Annotated in this window: 21 protein-coding genes; 8 read left to right on the forward strand and 13 right to left on the reverse strand. The window is 42.6% G+C overall.

The features are described from left to right. The first annotated feature begins 8 nt into the window (after positions 1 to 8). Positions 9 to 860, forward strand: coding sequence for a PHP domain-containing protein (locus M5E07_RS02210; RefSeq protein WP_252221470.1), 852 nt, complete (start codon positions 9 to 11; stop codon positions 858 to 860). A gap of 35 nt (positions 861 to 895) precedes the next feature. Here M5E07_RS02210 and M5E07_RS02215 read toward each other — a convergent pair whose 3' ends face one another. From M5E07_RS02215 to radC, 3 genes are all read right to left on the reverse strand, one after another. Then, entirely contained in the window at positions 896 to 1,519 is a 624-nt protein-coding gene (locus M5E07_RS02215; protein WP_252221472.1) for a glutathione S-transferase family protein, read from the reverse strand. 90 nt (positions 1,520 to 1,609) lie between these two features. Then, on the reverse strand, positions 1,610 to 2,521 hold the full coding sequence (locus M5E07_RS02220) for a bestrophin family protein (protein ID WP_252221474.1): 912 nt from the start codon (positions 2,519 to 2,521) through the stop codon (positions 1,610 to 1,612). Positions 2,522 to 2,596: 75 nt separating this feature from the next. Continuing rightward, on the reverse strand, positions 2,597 to 3,289 hold the full coding sequence (gene radC, locus M5E07_RS02225; RefSeq protein WP_116760515.1) for a RadC family protein: 693 nt from the start codon (positions 3,287 to 3,289) through the stop codon (positions 2,597 to 2,599). Positions 3,290 to 3,401: 112 nt separating this feature from the next. Here radC and coaBC point away from each other — a divergent pair, with 112 nt between their 5' ends. The 4 genes from coaBC (at position 3,402) to M5E07_RS02245 (ending at position 6,834) form a co-directional block, all read left to right on the forward strand. Further along, positions 3,402 to 4,664 (forward strand): bifunctional phosphopantothenoylcysteine decarboxylase/phosphopantothenate--cysteine ligase CoaBC, encoded by a 1,263-nt coding sequence (coaBC, locus tag M5E07_RS02230; RefSeq protein WP_116760513.1) that lies wholly within the window; start codon positions 3,402 to 3,404, stop codon positions 4,662 to 4,664. A gap of 150 nt (positions 4,665 to 4,814) precedes the next feature. Next, complete coding sequence (locus tag M5E07_RS02235) at positions 4,815 to 5,195, forward strand: cytochrome b562 (protein WP_116760511.1); 381 nt, start codon at positions 4,815 to 4,817, stop codon at positions 5,193 to 5,195. A 169-nt stretch (positions 5,196 to 5,364) separates the two neighbouring features. After that, positions 5,365 to 6,219, forward strand: a complete 855-nt coding sequence (locus M5E07_RS02240) for a bifunctional transcriptional activator/DNA repair enzyme AdaA (protein WP_252221476.1) — start codon at positions 5,365 to 5,367, stop codon at positions 6,217 to 6,219. Continuing rightward, the gene (locus tag M5E07_RS02245) at positions 6,220 to 6,834 is read left to right on the forward strand and encodes an alpha-ketoglutarate-dependent dioxygenase AlkB family protein (RefSeq protein WP_252221478.1); all 615 of its coding nucleotides are present in this window, start codon (positions 6,220 to 6,222) and stop codon (positions 6,832 to 6,834) included. Between the two features lie 66 nt (positions 6,835 to 6,900). On the opposite strand, the gene secB is transcribed toward M5E07_RS02245, so the two are convergent. The 4 genes from secB to rsgA all read right to left on the reverse strand — a co-directional run bounded on the left by secB (position 6,901) and on the right by rsgA (position 9,231). Next, entirely contained in the window at positions 6,901 to 7,359 is a 459-nt protein-coding gene (secB, locus tag M5E07_RS02250) for a protein-export chaperone SecB (protein ID WP_116760505.1), read from the reverse strand. Positions 7,360 to 7,398: 39 nt separating this feature from the next. Continuing rightward, entirely contained in the window at positions 7,399 to 7,653 is a 255-nt protein-coding gene (gene grxC, locus M5E07_RS02255) for a glutaredoxin 3 (RefSeq protein ID WP_016166234.1), read from the reverse strand. 18 nt (positions 7,654 to 7,671) lie between these two features. Next, positions 7,672 to 8,079 (reverse strand): rhodanese-like domain-containing protein, encoded by a 408-nt coding sequence (locus M5E07_RS02260; RefSeq protein WP_116760503.1) that lies wholly within the window; start codon positions 8,077 to 8,079, stop codon positions 7,672 to 7,674. A gap of 93 nt (positions 8,080 to 8,172) precedes the next feature. Continuing rightward, positions 8,173 to 9,231, reverse strand: coding sequence for a ribosome small subunit-dependent GTPase A (rsgA, locus tag M5E07_RS02265; protein WP_252221480.1), 1,059 nt, complete (start codon positions 9,229 to 9,231; stop codon positions 8,173 to 8,175). 123 nt (positions 9,232 to 9,354) lie between these two features. Between rsgA and orn the strand changes: the two genes are divergently transcribed. The 3 genes from orn to M5E07_RS02280 all read left to right on the forward strand — a co-directional run bounded on the left by orn (position 9,355) and on the right by M5E07_RS02280 (position 11,785). Further along, positions 9,355 to 9,912, forward strand: coding sequence for an oligoribonuclease (orn, locus tag M5E07_RS02270; RefSeq protein ID WP_116760500.1), 558 nt, complete (start codon positions 9,355 to 9,357; stop codon positions 9,910 to 9,912). Positions 9,913 to 10,081: 169 nt separating this feature from the next. Continuing rightward, positions 10,082 to 10,816 (forward strand): Bax inhibitor-1/YccA family protein, encoded by a 735-nt coding sequence (locus M5E07_RS02275; RefSeq protein ID WP_116760498.1) that lies wholly within the window; start codon positions 10,082 to 10,084, stop codon positions 10,814 to 10,816. A 165-nt stretch (positions 10,817 to 10,981) separates the two neighbouring features. After that, positions 10,982 to 11,785 carry an enoyl-ACP reductase FabI gene (locus tag M5E07_RS02280; RefSeq protein ID WP_252221482.1) on the forward strand — a complete coding sequence of 268 codons (804 nt, stop codon included), beginning with the start codon at positions 10,982 to 10,984 and terminating at the stop codon, positions 11,783 to 11,785. A gap of 65 nt (positions 11,786 to 11,850) precedes the next feature. Here M5E07_RS02280 and M5E07_RS02285 read toward each other — a convergent pair whose 3' ends face one another. From M5E07_RS02285 to leuS, 6 genes are all read right to left on the reverse strand, one after another. Beyond that, positions 11,851 to 13,257 carry an efflux transporter outer membrane subunit gene (locus M5E07_RS02285; protein WP_252221484.1) on the reverse strand — a complete coding sequence of 469 codons (1,407 nt, stop codon included), beginning with the start codon at positions 13,255 to 13,257 and terminating at the stop codon, positions 11,851 to 11,853. A gap of 9 nt (positions 13,258 to 13,266) precedes the next feature. Further along, positions 13,267 to 15,258, reverse strand: a complete 1,992-nt coding sequence (locus tag M5E07_RS02290) for a MacB family efflux pump subunit (protein ID WP_252221487.1) — start codon at positions 15,256 to 15,258, stop codon at positions 13,267 to 13,269. A 2-nt stretch (positions 15,259 to 15,260) separates the two neighbouring features. Then, positions 15,261 to 16,601, reverse strand: coding sequence for a MacA family efflux pump subunit (locus M5E07_RS02295; RefSeq protein ID WP_252221489.1), 1,341 nt, complete (start codon positions 16,599 to 16,601; stop codon positions 15,261 to 15,263). A gap of 203 nt (positions 16,602 to 16,804) precedes the next feature. Then, positions 16,805 to 17,791 (reverse strand): DNA polymerase III subunit delta, encoded by a 987-nt coding sequence (gene holA / locus M5E07_RS02300; RefSeq protein WP_252221491.1) that lies wholly within the window; start codon positions 17,789 to 17,791, stop codon positions 16,805 to 16,807. Between the two features lie 5 nt (positions 17,792 to 17,796). Beyond that, positions 17,797 to 18,321, reverse strand: coding sequence for an LPS-assembly lipoprotein LptE (locus tag M5E07_RS02305; RefSeq protein WP_116760486.1), 525 nt, complete (start codon positions 18,319 to 18,321; stop codon positions 17,797 to 17,799). 240 nt (positions 18,322 to 18,561) lie between these two features. Beyond that, the gene (gene leuS / locus M5E07_RS02310) at positions 18,562 to 21,183 is read right to left on the reverse strand and encodes a leucine--tRNA ligase (protein ID WP_252221494.1); all 2,622 of its coding nucleotides are present in this window, start codon (positions 21,181 to 21,183) and stop codon (positions 18,562 to 18,564) included. Between the last annotated feature and the right edge of the window lie 178 nt (positions 21,184 to 21,361).

Here is a 21,361-nt window from a genome sequence, read left to right on the forward strand (position 1 = left end):
TATAAGTGATGCTTGGCGTAGATTTACATACACATAGTAATATTTCTGATGGAACTTTGTCACCAGAGCAACTGGTCCATGCCGCACATGAAAAAGGTATTCATACGCTGGCGTTGACCGATCACGATACGATGGATGGTTTAGCATTGGCAGAACAAACTGCACATGCTTATGGTATGAAATTAATCTCTGGGGTGGAAATTTCCAGTCAATGGTCACGTCCAGCCACTCAGAAAAGTTATGGCGTACATATTGTTGCACTGAATATGCAGCATCCTGAGCCTTTATTGGCGGTCTTGGAACAGCAAAAACAGATTCGAGCTGAACGTGGTGCGCAGATTTGTAGTTTGCTAACGCCTTTGATTGGTCAGGATATTTACGCAGATGTACTGGCCAAAGTCGAGGGTGAAGCAGATCGAGTTACGCGTACCCATATTGCGAAAACCTTGGTGGAAAAGGGGATTGTAAGTCGTGTACAACAAGCTTTTGATAAATATATTAAAGAAGGCAAGAAGGCTTATGTAAAGTTTGATGGATTGGGACTTGCAGAAACCATTCAAGCGATTCATGCCAGCAGTGGCTTTGCAGTTTTGGCACATCCAACCCGATATGATTTATCGGCAACCAATGTCCGTTATTTAATCGAATTGTTTGCGCAGTCAGGTGGGGATGCCGTGGAATTGCCACCGCACATTGATCCACCTGCGACGCGTCAAATGGTGGATCGTATGATTGCGGAACAGGGTTTAAAAGTGTCTGTGGGCAGTGATTTCCATGGTGAAAATATGCCGTGGATTCAACTAGGACGTGTTCCTGTCATGAAAGCAGAACAAGTCGGGATTTGGGAGCAGTTTCAGTAATGCCCATGTTTTAATGAATAAGCAAACATGCTGAATTAGTTTTGACCATTATTGCCCCATTTTAAATAAGCCTCTCTTTGACTGAGACGGTCGTAATAGCGTTTTACATTTGGACAGTCAGGTTTCTCAAATGGTGTTAAATACCAACGCTGTACAGAAAGCCCAATCGGAATATCTGCCAATGAAAACTGCTGACCCGCGACATACGCCTGAGTGTTTGCGAGTTGGTTTTCTAAAATCAGCATCATGCTGTTCCATGCTTGAATACTTTTTTCAACTTCCTTCAAGTCTTGGTGCTCGGGGGAGTTTCGAATAAGGTGCATTAGGGCGTAGACCCAACTGTTATTGAGTTCAATCCCTTGCCAGTCAATCCATTGATCAATAAGTGCACGTGTTTTTGGCTCTGTTGGATAAAGTGCTGAACCACCATAAGCATTGGCCAAGTAACGAATAATCGAATTAGATTGCCATAGCGTCAGCTCCTCATCGATGAGTACAGGAATTGTGGCATTCGGATTTAATTGCAAAAATGCTTGTTCTTTCGGGGAGCGAAAGCCACGGCCCCAATCTTCACGCTGATAAGCTAAATCTAGTTCATCACATAACCAGAGTACTTTTCTGACATTGATAGAATCTGTTCGTCCTAAAAGTTTAATCACAGCCTGACTCCTGATCTTGATTTTTAAATATTTGTTTAATCTAATCTTTTTTGTTCTAGAGAGATGACGTCTAATTTTGAATTGTTGGCTTTATAACAGATTATTATCCTGTGCTTGAATGGGTGGTGGAGTTGGCTTACCCAAGGTGCCGAGTAATTCAATTTCAATGGTACGTACCATTGCATCTAACGGTAAATCATTACTTTGGGTACCAAATGGTTCTTCAATTTCTGAACTTAAGGCATCTAAACCCAAAAAGGTATAAGCCAAGATCCCGACCAGTAAAGGGGTAGCCAGTCCTAACGTTGCGCCCAAACTAAACGGTAGCATGAAACAGAAGAAGTACACAGTACGGTTCAGCAATACAGAATAGGCAAAAGGTAATGGCGTTGTGGCAATTCGGTCACAGCCTGTTTGTACCAAACTCATTTCCGCCACATGTTCATTCATTTGCGCATAAATAATGTCGGAAATCTCACCTTCTTTTAAGGCTTGCATCAGTTCCCATTGAATGAGACTGAGGGTGTATTGCGGAGCATTGACCTGTTGATACAGTTGCGCCAAAGCTTGCGGGCTTAAACCTGTGGTTTCAGTAAGTTCGGTTGGGTTTTCCGTTTGATGACGTAGTCGGTCACGCAATACATTGGCAAATACAATCACATGCTGAATGACTCGCTCGCGCCGTGCCTGCGTAAGAATACGACAGTTACGGTCAAAGTGGCGCGCATTGGCAATCAACATGCCCCAAAGTTTACGTGCTTCCCACCAGCGGTCATAACAAGCGCTATTTTTAAACCCGAGGAAAATAGACAGTACAACGCCAATTAAGGTGAAGCCAACCAAGGGGAGTTCAGGAAAATGAAAATATCCCATGTGGGATACGCCACCCACGATGGTAGAAATGAGCATGACCACGCCTAAGGGTGGTAAAACTTTCGGAAGGATTGTACCGCGCCATGAAAATAATAGTTTAAAGACGTCGGGTTGTTCTCGCACAATCATGTGGTGGTTTTCATCATTTATTTTGGGTTGATCTTCATCTGTCGTTTAGGTTTTGTCAATATTGCTTGAAAAGCTTTAAGTGGACTTGATCAAGCCCTGCTCAGCAAACGAAAAACTGCCTGTCGCAGCGATGACACAATGATCCAATAATTGTATTTCAAGTAGTTTACAAGCCTGTGTAATTTGTTGGGTTAAGGCAATATCTGCCGCCGAAGGCAGGGCATGTCCTAAAGGATGATTATGTGCAATGACAATAGAGCTGGCTTGCTGTTGCAAGGCGTAACGCAGTAATTGATTCAAAGAGACCGTACAACTATTCAGTGAACCAAAGAAGAGTTTTTTAAAATGCAGTTTGCGCAGTTGACTGTCTAGGCACAGAACGGCAAACACTTCCTGCGTTTCTCCCAAAAGTTCAAAGCGTAGATAGTCAAGTAATTGTGAGGAGTTTTGAATTTCTAAACTGTGTTGTTGTAATTGCTGAGCCACATAGCGTCGTCCCAGTTCTTTCACAGCCATCAGTTGTGAATATTTAGTGGCACCAATGCCATGAAATTGACTGAGTTGGGGGAGTTCAGCATTCAGAATAGGGGCTAGTCCACCAAAATGCTGAATCAGCAGTCGGGCTAATTCAACGGCTGAATGTTGTTTGGAGCCAGAGCGCAGAAAAATGGCCAATAATTCGGCATCTGAAAGGCTACCCGCCCCTTGTTGTAATAAGCGTTCACGTGGACGCTCTTGTTCGGGCCAATGTTTGATCGATAGATTCATTTTTGTTGAGCTTTTTCATGTTTATTATCAAGTTTTAACCCAGTCAATCACTTGGGTATGCGGATATTTAATGCTATTGTGAGCGCCACTGCAACAGAAAGGTATACTGTTTGTGAGCTTTGATTTAAGTGTAATTCCAAATAAAAACATCATTTTGGCTGTTACAGGCGGAATTGCAGCCTATAAAAGCGCCATCCTCGTTCGTCGACTTAAAGATCAGGGATTTAATGTCCGTGTGGTGATGACGCATGGTGCGCAGGCCTTTATTACGCCGCTGACCTTTCAGGCACTGTCTGGTAATCCTGTGCATACCGAATTACTCGATCCAGAAGCCGAGGCAGGTATGGGGCATATCGAATTGGCCCGTTGGGCAGACTTATTGTTGGTGGCACCTGCTAGCTGCGATACCTTAGCCAAGTTTGCGGCAGGTTTGGCAGATGATTTGCTCAGTACTTTATATCTTGCGACCAAAGCACCAGTTTGGGTTGCACCTGCCATGAATCAGCAGATGTGGGCAGCCAAAGCCACACAGCGTAATTTAAATACGCTGATTGAAGATGGTGTGCATGTCATTATGCCAGAAGCGGGTTCACAAGCGTGTGGTGATGTGGGTTTAGGCCGTATGCCTGAGCCAGAAGATTTGGCTTATCAAGTCACGCAATACTTCCATAAAGCACAACGTGCAATCGCTGAAAAATTTGGTCTATTGGCGAGTAAACATGTGGTGATTACTGCGGGTCCAACCCGTGAAGCAATAGACCCTGTGCGTTATATTTCTAATCACAGTACAGGAAAAATGGGCTTTGCATTGGCGGCTGCCTGTTATGCGGCTGGGGCGAAAGTGACCTTAATTGCAGGTCCTGTCAGCTTAGATACTCCAAATGGGGTACGCCGTATTAATGTATCCTCTGCGATTCAAATGTTGAATACCAGCATGCAAATGTTGGAAGAAGGTTGTGATATTTTCATCGCTACGGCTGCGGTAGCCGATTATCGCGTTGCTGAAGTGGCAGAGCATAAAATTAAAAAATCAGGCGATGAGCTGAATGTCGCTTTAGTCAAGAATCCAGATATTGTGGCGACCATCGCGCAGCAACAAAAGCGCCCATTCATGGTGGGTTTTGCCGCAGAAACGCGTAATGTGGAAGAATATGCAGCAGGCAAGTTAGTCGCTAAAAAGCTGGATATGATTGCTTGTAATGATGTGTCACGTGCAGATATTGGTTTTGCATCGGATGAAAATGCCATGACCGTGTTTTTTGCCAATCAATACCATATGGATAAGCGCGACTTAGAGAAAGCCTCAAAACAAGAGATTGCGCAACAGTTGGTAGAAGCCATGCACGATGCTTTACAGCATCATAAAGCCAAATAACTGTGTGAAATTTTTATCAAAATGCAACGAATTCGTTGCATTTTTTATGTATGCTAAACAGGCAATGCAAACCGCAGTACAGGATATGTAATTCTGTCTATTTGCCCAAGATAAATAAACCATAGCCACAGTTTTTGATAGGACATCCTCATGATTAAAAAAACGTTAGCCACCGTTGTAATGTTGTCATCTTTGCTATTAAGCAATACCGTAATGGCGGCAAGTTTAGACGATGATATGAAAACCCTTGGGAAAAATTATAAAGCCTTCAACCAAGCTTCAACCCCACAAGCTGCAACAAGTGCCTTGAACAATATGCGTGGTGCCGCAGTACATGCCAAGCAATATAAATTGACTGCACATATGGCTGAAAAAACACCAAGTTCGACGGCTTTGTTTGACCAGATTATTGTAGAAATTGACAAAACCAAAGCATTGGCACAAGCAGGCAAGTTAGACGAAGCGAAAAAGCAAGGGAAAAAAATTGGTGAGTTACGTGATCAAGGGCATAAGGCTTATATGCACCACTGATGTTGATTTAGAATCAGCGCGTCTATTCACTGCTAAAACTGTACCTTCATCGGTGCAGTTTTTTTATGTCTGATACATTAGGGTCGCTATTAGGATTGAGCATGATTTGGATTTTCAGCCACAGCAAGAATTGCTAAAGTGAAAAGGAAATCTGCAAGGATGAATAAGTATGTCCTCACAACAGCATTATCAGCGTGTGGCGCAAGCCATTGAATATATTCAGCGACATTTTCAGCATCAGCCGACGCTAGAAGATATAGCAGCACATGTACATTTAAGTCCTGCATATTTTCAGCGCTTATTCAGCGAATGGGCTGGCACCAGTCCTAAGAAATTTCTGCAATACATCAGTGTGGAACATGCCAAGTCGATTTTAACCTCAACAGTATCTCATTCACTTTTAGATGCGACCTATGACACAGGATTATCCAGTGGTAGTCGTTTACATGATTTATTTATTCAAATTGAAGGCATGACCCCTGCTGAATATAAACAGGGTGGAGCTGGATTAAAGATTTTTTATAGTTTCGCTGAAACATTATTTGGACGCATTTTGGTGGCTTCCACAGATAAGGGGATTTGTGCGTTGTCTTTTGTTGAACAGGAGGAGCAAGCCCTGAATGAATTACGTGCCAAGTTTCCTCATGCTGAATATGTTGAGCAGAGGGATGAAATGCAGCAACGCGCTATGGCTGTATTGACGATGCAACCCAACTCCATACAGCACATAAAACTGCATTTAAAAGGTTCAGCCTTTCAATTAAAAGTCTGGGAAAGTTTGCTCAAAATTCCTGCGGGACAACTGGCGAGTTACCGTGATGTGGCATTACAAATGGATCAACCCAAAGCAGCACGTGCGGTGGGGAGTGCGGTGGCACATAATCCTGTGGCTTTCTTAATTCCGTGTCATCGGGTCATTCAAGCGTCAGGTGTACTCGGTAATTATCATTGGGGAACAACCCGCAAGACGGCGATGATCGGTTGGGAAAGTGCCCAAATTCATGCCCATTCAGAAGAGCTTTAAATGTCACTATTTCCCGTCGAGTTTGATTCTGAGCAGAATTTATTGCCTTATCAGGGCTGTGTGCATTACTACGGTCAAATTATGGATAGTGTTTTGGCAGATCATTATTTACAGCGACTATTAGAGAGTATCGCTTGGCAAAATGATCTGGCGGTGATTTTTGGCAAGACGATTATGACTAAGCGTAAAGTGGCTTGGTATGCCGATCAGGCTTTTTCTTATACCTATTCTAAAACCACCAAACAAGCGTTGCCGTGGACGCCTGAACTATTGGCATTGAAAGCCTTAGTCGAAGCCAAAACGGGTGAGAAGTTTAATGCCTGCTTATTAAACTTATATCATTCAGGGGAAGAAGGGATGGCATGGCATAGCGATGCTGAACGAGAACTGAAACAGTATGCTGCAATTGCTTCTTTAAGTTTGGGGGCAGAGCGAAAATTTGCTTTTAAGCATAAGCAGACCCAAGAAAAAGTGGAGTTAGTACTGGCACATGGTAGTTTACTGGTCATGAAAGATGAAACCCAAAGCTACTGGTTGCATCGGTTACCTCCGACCAAGAAGGTGCTTGATGTGAGGGTAAATCTAACCTTCAGAATGATGAATGAAGCGCAATAAAAAAGGCTGAATATAATCTATTCAGCCTTTTTTGAATCCATGATTTTGCAATGCAAAGGTCTAGAATTATGCTTGACCTTCAGCCATAGCTGTTTGAGCGCGTTGCATATTTGCTTCGAACTCAGCATCAAAGTTGATTGGCGTTAACAGCAATTGAGGGAAGCTGCCTTTGGTAACCATATCGTTCACTGCTTCACGCAAGAATGGGAACAAAATGTTCGGGCAGTATGCACCTAAAATATATGGAAGACGCTCTTCTTCAACTGCATCAATCAGGAAGATACCTGCTTGAGTCACATCAACGATAAATGCTGTCTCACCCGCATTATTTGCTTGAACAACAACTTTTAAAGACACTTCGAAATGGGTTGGATCAATCTTTTCTGCAGAAGAAGAAAGGTTGATATTGAGTTCTGGCTGCCATTCTTTTGTGAAGACTTGTGCGCCAGGAACTTCGAAAGAAATGTCTTTAGTATAAATACGTTCGAGTGCCAATTGTGGTTGAACTTGTTGTTCTTCGCTCATTCTTAAATCCTTAATATAAATTTGAACTATGCTTTATGGTTAAGCCAATAATCCGTCAAGTTTACCATCACGCTCTAAAGCATAAAGCTGGTCAAACCCACCAATAAATTGGTCACCAATAAAAATTTGTGGAACAGTACGGTGGTTCGTGCGTTGCATGAGTTCTACACGTACTTCAGGCGCTTCATTGGATAAATTAATTTCTTTATATTCAACACCTTTGCGCTCAAGAAGTTGTTTCGCACGAACGCAGTAAGGACATACAGTTGTAGAATAAATCGTTACTTCAGCCATTAGAGTCTCCTTAAGCCATTATTTTGCTTTTACCAAAGGTAAGCCTTGCGCTTTCCAGTTGCTAATACCACCGTCTAAACGATAGCTATCCACATGACCAACTTGTTGCAAAGCGGTACCTGCGATTTGACCAAGGTTACAAATAAACACCAATGGACGCTCCGCAGCTTTTAACTCTTCAACATGGCTTGTAATTTGGCTGTAGGGAATGTTACGGCTGCCACTGATATGACCTTCACGGAAGTCTTTTGCATCACGTAAATCAATCAACATGGCATTTTTCGCTTTCACTAAAATACCTAAAGATTGTGGAGAGATTTTGCGACCGTTGCGCTGACCTTCTAAAACGAAGAACAACACCACTAATGCCCCAAGTGTTCCAAATAAGAAGGGGTGATTCCCCATAAATTCCAACCAACGTTCCACAAATCACCTAATTACAATTCAAAATTGCCTAGAGTATAGCTCATAAATATGGTGATCAAAATCACCGCTTCAAGGGGAGGACAGACAGAAAGTCTAATTTTTTTGCTGGGCTTCAGCAATTTCATCCATTAAACGTAAAAAACTGTCCAAACGACGGGGCAAAATTTCACCATTACTGGCAGCGACACGCAGTGCACACTGTTTTTCATGTTTATGGGTACAGTTACGGAACTGACAATAGCCCAACTGATTTTGAATTTCAGGGAAGCCTTGTTGCACTTTTTCAGTGGTCAGATGCCATAAACCAAATTCACGAATTCCTGGCGAGTCGATCAGTGATGCACTTTGTCCAAAAGAAATTAAACGCGTTGAGGTGGTGGTGTGCTGACCTAAAGCCGAGTTTTCAGAAATAATATTGGTCTTTTGTGCGGCATTTGGAACCATGGTATTAATTAATGAACTTTTACCCACCCCAGACTGTCCAACAAAAGCCACCGTTTCACCTTCAAGGCGCTGTGCTAAAGCACTGAGATCACCTGTAGATTGGCATTGCATCACTTCATAACCCAAATCTTCATATTCCTTGAGCATGTCTAGAATAGGATCATTTTCTTTGAGTAAGTCGGTTTTATTCAGGACCAATAAGGCAGGAATGTCGGCATCGGCACATGCCACCAAATAACGATCAATTAATGTGGGTGCAGGTTCTGGTAAAGGTGAAAACACAATCACAATCAAACTGATATTGGCTGCGACAGGCTTCACTTTATGATAACGGTCAGGACGGGTCAGTAAGGAACGACGCGGATGGATGGCGGTAATAATACCTAAACCCGTATTCGGATCGGCTTGCCATTTGACCCGATCACCCGTCACCAGTAATTCAAGATTGGTACGGGTATGACAACGCCAAATACTATCCAATTCAATCGGTTTCCAAAACGGTTCTGGTTCACCATCTTGTACATTTGGTTTTTCAGGATGCATGTCTGGCACTGACAAGGCTTGCACCTCAAGCTGACGACCGTAGTGTTGAACCACTAACCCTTCCAGATCATTTGAGGTGTCAATTTCTTCTTGACGTGTTTTCTGCTGTTTCTGAATACGACGCTGCTGCTGTTCAGTTAAGCGACGTTTACGAATTAAAGCCATTCATATCCTAAAAACCATGAATTCAAGATGGCAAAAATAGCATGAAGCGGGGGATGAATTACAGCATTCAGGGTATTAATTTGCTACTATAAATGTTTTTACAGCCAATAAGATTGCACATTTATGAGCAGCACGCCTGATACACGCCTCATCTGGATTGACCTTGAAATGACAGGTCTCGATACCGATAACGACCAAATTATTGAAGTTGCAACGATTGTGACCGATGATCATTTGAATATTTTGGCGGAAGGTCCAGTATTGGCTGTGCATCAATCGGATTTAATCCTGAATGCCATGGATGAGTGGAATACCCGTCAACATGGTCAGTCGGGTCTGATTGAACGCGTGCGTCGTAGTAAATTGACAGCGCGAGATGCTGAGCAGCAAACCATTGAGTTCTTAAAAAAATGGGTTAATCCAAAGAGCTCGCCAATGTGTGGTAACTCGATTTGTCAGGATCGCCGTTTTTTACATCGTTTAATGCCTGAAATGGAACAATACTTCCATTACCGTAACTTGGACGTATCTTCAGTGAAAGAATTGGCGAAACGCTGGCGTCCAGAAATTATGAGTGGGTTGAAGAAAAATGCCTCGCATTTGGCCATGGATGATATTCGTGATTCGATTGCAGAATTGAAATATTACCGTGAATACTTCTTTATCATGAATAAAGACTAAATCGATATTGGCTGAAAATGGGGTGTTTAACCCCATTTTTATTTTAGTCTGTCACATTTTTAGGTTATATTTTCTACATCAAACTAGAGGGTGTACGGCTTTAAGTTGATCTAAAGCAAAGTACAAATTTTTGTTTTTATTCATTTTAAATTATAAAAAGAGTTTAAATATGCAAAGTAATAATCCGATACTCAATCGCGTCGAAGTTTACGCGGATTACAGCCAGCCGATGACCGTTCAAGGTGCGATTCAAAAGTCTGTATTGTTGACTTTAATTGCCGCGGTACTGGGTTTAGGTATTTTCTTCTACAGCTTTATGACCTTAAATATTTCTATTGCCTATAGCGCTGCAATTGTAGGTGCGATTGGTGGATTGATTTTGGCGCTCATTACGACTTTTAAACCAGATACCGCGAAAATTCTCGCTATTCCTTATGCGTTTTTTGAAGGTGCCTTTTTAGGGGGGATTTCGGTTATTTTCCAATTGAAATTCCCAGGTGTACCGTTGCAGGCATTATTGGCAACTTTTGTAACGACCTTGGTGATGTTTACTTTGTATCGTTTACAAATTGTGCGTGCCACAGAAAAATTTAAATCTGTTGTACTTTCTGCCAGCATTGCCATTGCAATCGTGTTTGTGGTGCAACTCATCATGCGTTTAGCCTTTGGTTCAAGTGTGCCGTATATCTTTGAAAGTAACTGGTTAGGTATTGGTTTTGCTGCTTTTGTGGCGGTGATTGCATCTTTAAATCTCATTCTCGATTTTGACTTGATTGAAAGCAGTGCAGCACAACATGCACCAAAGTCTATGGAATGGTTATCTGCGATTGCATTATTGGCGACTTTGGTCTGGATGTATTACTCATTCATGCGCTTATTGAGCTTGATTCAAGGGGATGACTGATTGATGTTTTTTAACATTTCTTCAGCATAATCCATATTCACCCTGCTTTTTGCAGGGTGAATTGTTATGAATCTGTGATTTGCTGAAAAAAAGGCGCATTTTGCAATTTTGTTCTGATGCCAGACTTGGCATTATTCATCCTAAATTATTTTAAGTGAGATTCACATGTCACAAGGACTACTAGCGGGAAAACGCTTTCTGATTGCAGGTATTGCAAGTAAGTTGTCGATCGCATTTGGTATTGCTCAAGCATTGCATCGTGAAGGTGCAGAATTGGCATTTACTTATCCGAATGAGAAACTTAAAAAGCGTGTTGATGAATTTGCTGCGCAATTTGGCTCAACATTGGTGTTTCCTTGTGATGTTGCTGTGGATGCAGAAATTGACCAAGCGTTCGTTGAATTGGCAAAACACTGGGATGGTCTAGATGGTGTAGTTCACTCTATCGGTTTTGCGCCAGCGCATACTTTAGATGGCGACTTTACCGATGTTACAGATCGTGAAGGTTTCCGTGTTGCACATGACATCAGTGCATATAGCTTTATTGCAATGGCGCGTGCAGCAAAACCATTGTTATTGGCTCGTCAAGGTTGCTTATTGACTTTGACTTACCAAGGTTCTGAGCGTGTTATGCCGAACTACAACGTGATGGGTATGGCAAAAGCATCTTTAGAAGCAGGCGTACGTTACTTGGCGTCTAGCTTGGGTGTTGAAGGTATTCGAGTTAACGCAATTTCAGCAGGTCCAATCCGTACTTTAGCGGCTTCAGGCATTAAATCATTCCGTAAGATGTTAGACGCGAATGAAAAAATTTCACCACTTAAACGCAATGTAACCATTGAAGATGTGGGTAATGCAGCGTTGTTCCTTTGCTCACCTTGGGCAAACGGGATTACTGGTGAAATCATGTATGTTGATGCAGGTTTCAATACAGTTGGTATGAGTCCTGATTTGATGGGCGATGACTGATCATTCGCTTCATTTCAAAAAAAACGGCACTTAAAAGTGCCGTTTTTTATGTCTTTAAATTTCATTTATTCAGGCAATTGCTGAATGGGACTACCACCTAAAGCCTGCATCAGCGTGACGTAGGCGTTGTATTGACTTTGTTTGGTGTTAACCAAAGTCAAACGTGCACTACGCGTAGTTTCTTGTTGATCCAGCAAATTCTTTAAGGCCACTGCACCATAACGATAACGTACATCGGTTAAGCGCTCTGCTTTTTCTGCCAGTTCTAAATTACGCTGTTGTAGCTTGACTTGCTGATCCAATTCACTGCGTGCAGACAAGGCATTTTCAACATCGCCAAAGGCCTGATATAAACTCTGACGATATTGCACAATGGCTTTTTCATAGTCCAATTGGCTAATCGCGATATCTTTTTTCATATCGTTATATTGCAAAAACGGCAGACTTAAACTTGCCCCTAAAGTCAGAGCCGGATTACGCAAAAGTTGCGTTAAAGAGGTACTGCTGCTGCCTAAACTTCCAGTTAGGCTGATGGAAGGGTAATAGCTCGCTGTGGTGGCATCTTTAGTGGCAAGGCTTTCCCGTAGGCGTAATTCAGCGGCTTTTAAATCTGGACGACGTGACAGGATATCTGCGGGTAAGCCCGCAGCAATAGTAGGTAATACCAATTGCGGTAAACGCTGTGGTTCTTGAATATTCAACTGTTGGATAGGCATATGTAGCAGGATAGCCAGCGCAGTTCGTGTTTCGACTAAGTTTTGCTGAATTTGACTCAGGCTGGCTTTTTGGCTTTGTACTGATTGTTCAGCTTGGGTCAATTCTAGGCCAGAAACTGAACCTGCTTGATACTGTGCTTTGACTAAATCATACAGCTTTTGCGACGTTGTAAGACTTTGCTGTGCGGTGCTGAGACTTTCATGATAATACGCCAATTGCCAATACAGTTTGGCTGTGGTGCCAACCAAGCTTTGTGCTGTAGCTTGCAAATCCTGTTCAGTCGCCAGTGCTTCCCATTTTTTAGCTTCGGTTTGACGTGCCAATTTACCAAATAAATCTAATTCATAACTGAGTCCAACTTTGGTAGAGAGTCCGCTTGATGCATCACTTCCATCATTAAGATCAAAACTATGTCCAGTAGATAGTGTGGAGCTAACACGCGGTTTTTGCTGATTCGCCGTTAAATCAGCTTGTAAGCGTGCTTGTTTTAAGGTGATACCCGCAACAGCCAAGTCGGTATTTTTTGCTAAGACTTCATCAATTAATTGATTCAGTTGCGTATCACCAAATAAGGTCCACCATTGATCGGCATAGATGGCTTGCTGTCGTTGTTGTGCAGCCGCATGACCATATTGGAACTGAGCAGGTGTTTGCACACTGGGTGCTTGATAAGGTGTTTTAACCACAGCCGCACAACCCACTAAAGTACTACCGAGTAGCATTGCCGTACACAGACGTGTAAATGAAAACTGCATAATTTGTCCTTATTCTCTAGCAAGTGCTGCAACAGGGTCGAGTTTGGCTGCATTTTTCGCAGGTAAAAATCCAAATACCACACCAATTAACGTCGAGCAGACAAATGCTGCAATAATTGAAGTTGTTGAGTAAGCAATGCCAAAATTTCCGCCGGCAAATTTCTGAATGATTTGACCTAAGCCAAGGGAAAGTAATACCCCCAAGACTCCGCCAATTAAGCAGACTAAAATCGCTTCAATTAAAAACTGTTGTAAAATATCGCTTTGACGTGCACCCACCGCCATACGTACGCCAATCTCTTGCGTCCGTTCGGTGACCGAGACCAACATGATATTCATGACGCCAATGCCGCCAACCACCAATGAAATCACGGCAATTGCAGAAACCAATAAGGTCATGGTACTGGTGGTTTTTTCAATGGTTTGACGAATACTGTCACTGTTCATGGTAAAGATATCTTGTTGACCATGGCGTAAGGTCAATAAGTTCACAATTGCATTTTCAGCCGCACTGGTGGAGTATTGATCATTGATTTGTACAATGATATTACGCACATTCGTCTGACCCAGCATACGGCTCATGACCGTGGTGTAGGGCATATATACGTTCAGGGTGTCATCGGAACCCATGGCACTGGTTTGGGGTTCCACGACACCAATAATCCGCCCAGGCACACTGCCGAGTAAGATCACTTGTCCAATCGGATTGGTGCCATCACTAAAAAATTGCTTTTGGGTATTGGTATCAATCACGACATCTTGAGTACGATCACGCACACTCCGTTGATCAAAGGTTTGCCCATTTTTGAAAGTAAGACCTTTAACGGTGAAGTAATCACCCCCAACCCCGTTAATGGTGGCATTGGCTTCGTTTTGTTGATAGCGAATAGTTTTAGATGAACTCACCATGGGACTGACCGCACTGACATACGGCTGGGTGGCGAGCGCTTCGGCATCATTGGGCACCAGCGTCTTAAAGTTGGCAGTTTTTGAATTATCACCAAAACCCCGACCTTGGAACACGGTAATGGTGTTTGTTCCTAAGCTGCTAATATTACTAAGGATCTGCTGTTGTGAGCCATTGCCTAATGCCACCACGGTGACAACCGAAGCAATCCCGATAATAATCCCGAGCATGGTCAAAAAAGTGCGCATACGATGCGCATTCATGGACAGGATAGCCATACGAAAGGCTTCACCTAAGCGATCAAGTAGGGAACGCCATGCCGAAACACTTTTATTTTTTTCTTGCTGTGCTGAAATTGCAGTTTCAGCATCGGGGGCATGATGTAATTCGGTATCATATTCAGGCTGATTGACGCGATCGGCAATAATTTGTCCATCACTGATCTCAATAATGCGGCCGGCATTTTTAGCCACCTGCATGTCATGTGTGACCAGAATAATCGTGTGTCCAGCAGCATTTAATTCACGCAGAATTCGCATGACTTCAACACCGCTGTGTGAGTCCAAAGCACCTGTTGGTTCATCGGCAAGGATCACATCGCCACCATTCATGAGTGCACGTGCAATAGACACCCGCTGTTGCTGTCCGCCTGAAAGTTGACTTGGACGGTTCTGGGTTTTATTGCCCAGTCCAAGTTCCGTGAGTAAGGCGGTTGCCCGTTGTTTACGTGCATAAGGTGTAATGCCCGCATAAATGGCAGGAACTTCAACATTGCCTTCAGCAGTTAAATCGCCAAGTAAATGGTAGCGCTGGAAAATGAATCCGAAATACTCTCGGCGTAGTTCAGCCAATTGATCGGGTTCGAGTTGCCCAGTTTCTCTACCTTTGACCAGATAGCTGCCTGAGGTAGGACGATCTAGGCAACCGAGAATATTCATTAAAGTCGATTTACCCGAACCTGATTGACCGACAATCGCAACCAGTTCGCCTTCGTAAATGGTCAGATCAATCCCTTTGAGAATTTGGACAGTACTTTCACCAGCAGGGAATTCTCGTACCAAATTGCTGACTTCAAGCAAGGCTTTTTTTGTCATGCTTACATTCCCATTGGTGGACCATTGCGACGTTTATTGCTGCTGTTGGCTGAGGCTGCTGAGGTATCAGAACTGTCTGCAATCACCACTTGATCATTTTCTTTTAGACCTGCCAAAACTTGTGCATTCACACGGTTATTAATCCCGATCAGGACTTGTTTGGGTTGTGCTGAACCATCGGCTTGTAATACACGGACCACACTTAAGCTCGCTTTACCTTGTTTAATCAGTTGTTGCTGGGCAGCGGTTAAATTCAGACGTTCAAGCTTAGGCGCTTGTGTACGGTCTGAGTCAGGTTTGCTTTCAACAGCGGATGCTGCTTGTGCCTTGGCAGCACTATTTTGCTTATTGTTTACAGGGCGATTAGAAATAGCTGAAGAAGGAAGCAGAAGTGCATTCTGTGCAGAATCGAGCACAATATAGACTTGTGCGGTCATATCAATACGCAGTTTGCCATCATGGTTTGGCACATCAAATAAAGCATTGTAGTAAATGGCTGTACTTGATGAGCTTGAGGTACTGGTACTGCTGTCACTACTAATCGAGTCGGGTGCAGGTTCAATCTGACGAAGGGTGGCATAACGTTTGCTGTCATCACCCAAAGTCGTGAAGTAAACCTGTTGGCCTTTTTCGACTTTCATAATGTCGGCTTCACTGACTTGTGCCTTAATGGTCATATTTTGTAATTTGGCAATTTTGACTATGGTCGGTGCACTTTGATTGGCGTTTACGGTTTGACCTTCTTCGGTCACAATCGCAACCACTGTTCCATCAGTTGGTGCCAGAATACGGGTATAACCGATGTTGGTTTGCGCTGTAGATTTGGTGACTTTTGCAGATTCAATCTGTGCATCAATGGCTTTAATTTGTGCTTGTGCAGTTTTAAAGCTTGCTTCCGCAGACTCAAGTTCCGCTTTAGAGGTTGCATCTTGAGCAAACATTTGTTGTTGACGCTTATATGCCAGATGTGCCTCATTGAGATTGGCTTCTTGTTGTAAGCGTTGAGCTTCTAAATTTTTGATGTTGGCTTCAGCCGTTTTAAAGCTATTTTCTTGTGTGGTGGAATCAATTTGCGCAATCAGTTGACCTTGTTTGACTTCATCACCTAACTGCACATACATTTTTTGTACTTGCCCTGACACCTGCGCACCGACACTGACCAGTTTAGTCGCGTCTAAAGTTCCTGTTGCCAATACAGTATTTTCAAGATCACCGCGTGTCACGCTTTCGGTAATATATTGTGGTTGTTCTTGTTTGGGTTTGAAATAGCTCCAAGCCAAATAAGCGAGTAAAGCAATACAGAGCAGTACGATAATAATTTTAAAAGATTTTATTTTTGGCATAGGAGTCAAGGAGTAAAAAACAATCATATATATAGTATAAAAGTTAAATGCGGATAAATCGTGAATTTTTGATCATTTCATAAATGATAATTATTCTTTTATAGGTTTCAAATCACAATGAACCGACATTTCATCAGTATTATGTAAACCACCCCAATTTGCTGATGGTATTTCAACAGGTCGGCATACTAAAAAGAGCAAAATTAGTGAAAAAGCTGCCGTCCGCAGAGCATCGCAATTGCTTGTAGAATCAGTTGTTCAGGGTTTTCCTGACTCAAACCTTTAATTGATGCATCTATTCTTAATAAAAGTGTAGGCCACGTGAGGAATTGTTTTGGGTTGAGGCGGCGTAAGGCTTGTTGATAAAGACTCACTTTGGTTTTCCATATCCCGAGTTGCAAGGCATTTTGCGGTTGCTCAAAAAGCTGCATCAAAAGGCGCATCTCTTTGCTAATGCTCCATAGCAATAAACTCATTGGCTCGCCCGAAGCCAATAGATATTGGTAAATTTTCACGGCTTGAGCAAAGTTACCTTCGAGTAAGGCATCACTTAAATCAAAGGTGCTATACCGTGATTGGTCTTGTAAGCAGGCAAAAAGTTGTTCTATACCAATTTGTGCTAAATCAGGAAAAGTATCCCGTACCCGCATTAGGCTGTTCTTTGCTGCCAGTAAATTATGCTCGTGATGTTGTTCAAGCCATTGCCATGCATTATTGGCCAATTCAATTCCAAGTTTTTCCGCTTCAACCGCCAAAATCCGTTGTCGATCTTGTGGGTAATGGGCAGTTAAGTTGACATTTACTCCATTGGCATCAATCACTTTAAAGAAGCCAGATTTTAAACTGCTGCTGTCTTGCTTCGGCATCACAATCAACAATAAATTCTGTTCATTGTGTTGCAGATATTGGGTGAGTAATTTAATGCCATTGGCATCAGGTTTGATGTTGCCATGCACCTCAATTGCGAGTTGCGTAGAGAATAAAGACAAACTGTTCAAGGCATTGAAAACCGTTTTCCAATCGCTCACATTGGATATGTCATAGCGTTGACGTTCAATATTTTGTTCATGCCAGCTTTTACGAAAGGCATCGAGTAGATTCTGTTCGAGCAGCGGTTCTTGACCATGCAGCACCCATGCGCCACGTGCTTCTGGAATGCGTTTAAGGGCCTGCAAATAGTCGAGTTTCATAACGATTAAGGTTGTGTTGTTGTGGTAGTAACTTTAGGTAACCGATTCGATGAAATTTGGCGCACAATTTGTTGTGCAACATCATCTACAAGCACATCTTTTAAGAATTTTTCTTCTTGGTCATCGGTGTTGACCGTTGCCAAATTATATTGGTAGCTACGTGATGCAGTCACGGTACGCATTTCAGTCACAGGATTGCCTTGAGCATCTTCAATACGGAAGGTGACATTCAAGCGCAGTAAGGTTTCAATCAGTTTACCACGTAGCTCTTGGCGAACAGGCGTATAACTATACACATGTAAACGGTAAGCATTGGGGCTGTTACTGAGTTGAACATTGGCAGCACCTAAATAAATAGATAATTTTTCTTCTAATTCTTCCGTGTCTTTAGGCAAAGATAAACTCATCTGTGCATATGCCACTGGATTCGCAGAAGGTTGGGTTCCTTTCAAATGAAAACCACAGCCGATTAAACCTGCACCTAGACCGCAAGTTAAAATAAGAGTTGCGAAACGTTTGCCTAAATGCATGTGTTTTCCTCTGTAAATGCTGACTCAGCAGGGTAATACAAATTGATTGGACTGATCTGATTTTAGTAGCAAAGCCCGTTAAATTAAAACGGGCTTTGTTTGGGTTTTGTTTATTCCTTTTCGTTTCCCCCTCTTTTTGAAAGAGGGGTTAGGGGAGATTTTCTAATAAAATCCCTCCCAACCTTCCTTTGAAAAGGAGGAGTTTCCCTCTTTAATAAAGAGGGAGTAAGGGAGATTAAGTTAAACCACCAAATTCACTAATTTATTTGGAACCACAATTTCTTTCTTGGTTGGACCTGTTAAGAATTGTTGTACTTCTGGTAAGGCTTTCGCAAGTGCCAATAATTCATCTTTTGATGTATCCACAGACACTTCTAATTTGCCACGTAATTTACCATTGATTTGTACCACAATCGTTTGAGTATTGCGCGTTAATGCAGATTCATCGACAACAGGGAATAGGCTTTGTGTCAATTCAATACCAAACTGAGTCAATAAAGTTTGACTTAAATGTGGGGCAAATGGTGCAAGTAAAGTCAACAAGGTGATGATGGCTTCACGTGCTACCGCAACATCGTTATCATCTTTCGCTTCGAACTTGTTGCTGGCATTGAGTAATTCCATCAATGCTGCAATTGCCGTATTAAACGCATGACGACGTTCGATGTCATCACCCACTTTTTGAATGGTTTCATGCGTTTTACGACGTAAGTCTTGTGCATCTTTTGACAGCGTTGCTGTATCAATTACAGTGGCTTGATGACCTTTTTCAAGGAAACCAGTCGTCAAACGCCAAACACGTTTCAAGAAACGGTTTGCACCTTCCACACCTGCATCCGACCATTCTAAAGATTGATCTGGTGGAGCAGCGAACATCATGAAGACACGTGCTGTATCAGCGCCGTACTGGTCAATAATCGCTTGTGGGTCAATCCCGTTGTTTTTCGACTTAGACATTTTTTCTTGTCCGCCGATGACAACTTCCTGACCATCACCTGAGTATTTTGCAGAAAGAATACGACCTTTTTCATCGCGCTCTAATTCGATATCAGCCGGGTTAAACCAAGTTTTCTTACCATTTTCTGCTTCACGGTAGAAGGTATCTGCAAGCACCATGCCTTGAGTGAGCAAGTTGGTAAATGGCTCATTACCTTGTACAACGCCTTCGTCACGCATTAATTTGTGGAAGAAGCGTGCATACAATAAATGCAGAATCGCGTGCTCAACACCACCAATGTATTGATTGACTGGTAACCAAGATTGCGCTGCTTCTGGTTTTACCAAGCCGCCAGTAAAGTCTGGAGAAGCATAACGTGCATAATACCAAGATGATTCTACGAAAGTATCTAAAGTATCGGTTTCACGACGTGCATCGCCGCCACAACAAGGACATTTAGTTTCATAGAATTCAGGCATTTTATTAAGCGGGTTGCCTGAACCATCTGGTACAACGTCTGTTGGTAATACAACAGGAAGTTGATCTTCAGGCACTGTGACTTGACCACAAGTATCACAGTTAATCATTGGAATTGGACAACCCCAGTAACGTTGACGAGAAACACCCCAGTCACGTAAACGGAATTGAACTTTAGAATTTGCTAAACCTTGTGGTTCTAATTTTGCAAGGAAAGCATCAAAAGCAGCTTGGAATGCTAAACCGTCGAACTCACCAGAGTTAACCAGTTTACCTTCTTTCGAGCCATACCATTCTTGCCATTCAGTTGCAGAATAGTCTGCATCGTCAGCGCCTTTAGCATCAATCACTTGCTTAATTGGTAAGTTAAACTTGTTAGCAAATTCAAAATCACGTTCGTCATGTGCAGGCACAGCCATAACAGCGCCAGAGCCATAAGACATTAATACGTAGTTTGCAATCCAGACAGGAAGCTCTTCACCAGTTACAGGATGTTTTACAAACAAGCCTGTTGCCATGCCTTTTTTCTCGGCTGTTGCCAAGTCCGCTTCTGCAACTGAACCCATACGACATTCTTCGATGAATGCAGCCAATTCAGGGTTGTTTTCCGCCGCTTTAAGCGCAAGAGGGTGTTCTGCTGCAACAGCAACATAAGTCACACCCATAAGCGTGTCAGCACGTGTTGTATAAACAGTTAAGCCATCAGCATAGATTTCAGTGTTCGCAGAAGGAAAAGTAATTTCCATTCCTGTAGAACGACCAATCCAGTTACGTTGCATGGTCAAGACTTGTTGTGGCCAACCATCTTTTAAGGTATCTAAATCGTCTAACAATTCTTGCGCATAGTCGGTGATGCGGAAGTAGTACATTGGAATATCACGTTTTTCAACCAATGCACCTGAACGCCAGCCACGGCCATTTTCAACTTGTTCGTTTGCCAAAACTGTTTGGTCAACCGGATCCCAGTTTACGGTTGAAAGTTTACGGTAGATCAGGCCTTTTTTATAAAGCTGAACAAATAACCATTGTTCCCAATGGTAGTATTCTGGTGTGCAGGTTGCAAATTCACGATCCCAGTCTACAGACAAGCCCAATTTTTTTAATTGGTCACGCATATAAGCAATGTTTTCAAAAGTCCATTTTGCAGGTGCAACTTGGTGTGCAATCGCCGCATTTTCAGCAGGTAAACCAAACGCATCCCAACCCATTGGTTGTAATACAGTTTCGCCTTTTAAACGGTGGAAACGGCTAATGACGTCACCAATGGTATAGTTACGCACATGACCCATATGCAGCTTGCCACTTGGGTAAGGGAACATCGACAGAATGTAACGATGAGGACCTTCGACAGTGTCGGCAACTTTAAAGACTTTACGATTTTCCCAGTCTTGTTGGACAGAGGGTTCAATCGCACTAGCTTGATATTCAGGGTCAATATGAGTAGTCATAAACGTATTTAGGAACAACGGTTAAAAGTTTGCTGCACAGCATAGCGCAAAATTGGGTGCAATGTCAGTTTTTAGATGGGGTTTTATCTTGCAATATGCACAACCAAAATTTCTCAAATATCTATTTAATAGGATGAGTTTTTTGAATTGGCTAATTTCTCTTTCTTCTATGAATTGG

Origin of the sequence: Acinetobacter tibetensis (genome assembly GCF_023824315.1) — a bacterium.
In the GTDB taxonomy this organism is placed as follows: domain Bacteria; phylum Pseudomonadota; class Gammaproteobacteria; order Pseudomonadales; family Moraxellaceae; genus Acinetobacter; species Acinetobacter tibetensis.

Coding starts and splice junctions, on each gene's coding strand:
- radC (WP_116760515.1), bottom strand. CDS start 3,289: ATGAATCTATCGATCAAACATTGGCCCGAACAAGAGCGTCCACGTGAA.
- M5E07_RS02285 (WP_252221484.1), bottom strand. CDS start 13,257: ATGCAGTTTTCATTTACACGTCTGTGTACGGCAATGCTACTCGGTAGT.
- M5E07_RS02305 (WP_116760486.1), bottom strand. CDS start 18,321: ATGCATTTAGGCAAACGTTTCGCAACTCTTATTTTAACTTGCGGTCTA.
- M5E07_RS02245 (WP_252221478.1), top strand. CDS start 6,220: ATGTCACTATTTCCCGTCGAGTTTGATTCTGAGCAGAATTTATTGCCT.
- orn (WP_116760500.1), top strand. CDS start 9,355: ATGAGCAGCACGCCTGATACACGCCTCATCTGGATTGACCTTGAAATG.
- holA (WP_252221491.1), bottom strand. CDS start 17,791: ATGAAACTCGACTATTTGCAGGCCCTTAAACGCATTCCAGAAGCACGT.
- secB (WP_116760505.1), bottom strand. CDS start 7,359: ATGAGCGAAGAACAACAAGTTCAACCACAATTGGCACTCGAACGTATT.
- M5E07_RS02275 (WP_116760498.1), top strand. CDS start 10,082: ATGCAAAGTAATAATCCGATACTCAATCGCGTCGAAGTTTACGCGGAT.
- leuS (WP_252221494.1), bottom strand. CDS start 21,183: ATGACTACTCATATTGACCCTGAATATCAAGCTAGTGCGATTGAACCC.
- M5E07_RS02220 (WP_252221474.1), bottom strand. CDS start 2,521: ATGATTGTGCGAGAACAACCCGACGTCTTTAAACTATTATTTTCATGG.
- M5E07_RS02240 (WP_252221476.1), top strand. CDS start 5,365: ATGTCCTCACAACAGCATTATCAGCGTGTGGCGCAAGCCATTGAATAT.
- M5E07_RS02280 (WP_252221482.1), top strand. CDS start 10,982: ATGTCACAAGGACTACTAGCGGGAAAACGCTTTCTGATTGCAGGTATT.
- M5E07_RS02210 (WP_252221470.1), top strand. CDS start 9: ATGCTTGGCGTAGATTTACATACACATAGTAATATTTCTGATGGAACT.
- grxC (WP_016166234.1), bottom strand. CDS start 7,653: ATGGCTGAAGTAACGATTTATTCTACAACTGTATGTCCTTACTGCGTT.
- M5E07_RS02235 (WP_116760511.1), top strand. CDS start 4,815: ATGATTAAAAAAACGTTAGCCACCGTTGTAATGTTGTCATCTTTGCTA.
- M5E07_RS02290 (WP_252221487.1), bottom strand. CDS start 15,258: ATGACAAAAAAAGCCTTGCTTGAAGTCAGCAATTTGGTACGAGAATTC.
- M5E07_RS02295 (WP_252221489.1), bottom strand. CDS start 16,601: ATGCCAAAAATAAAATCTTTTAAAATTATTATCGTACTGCTCTGTATT.
- rsgA (WP_252221480.1), bottom strand. CDS start 9,231: ATGGCTTTAATTCGTAAACGTCGCTTAACTGAACAGCAGCAGCGTCGT.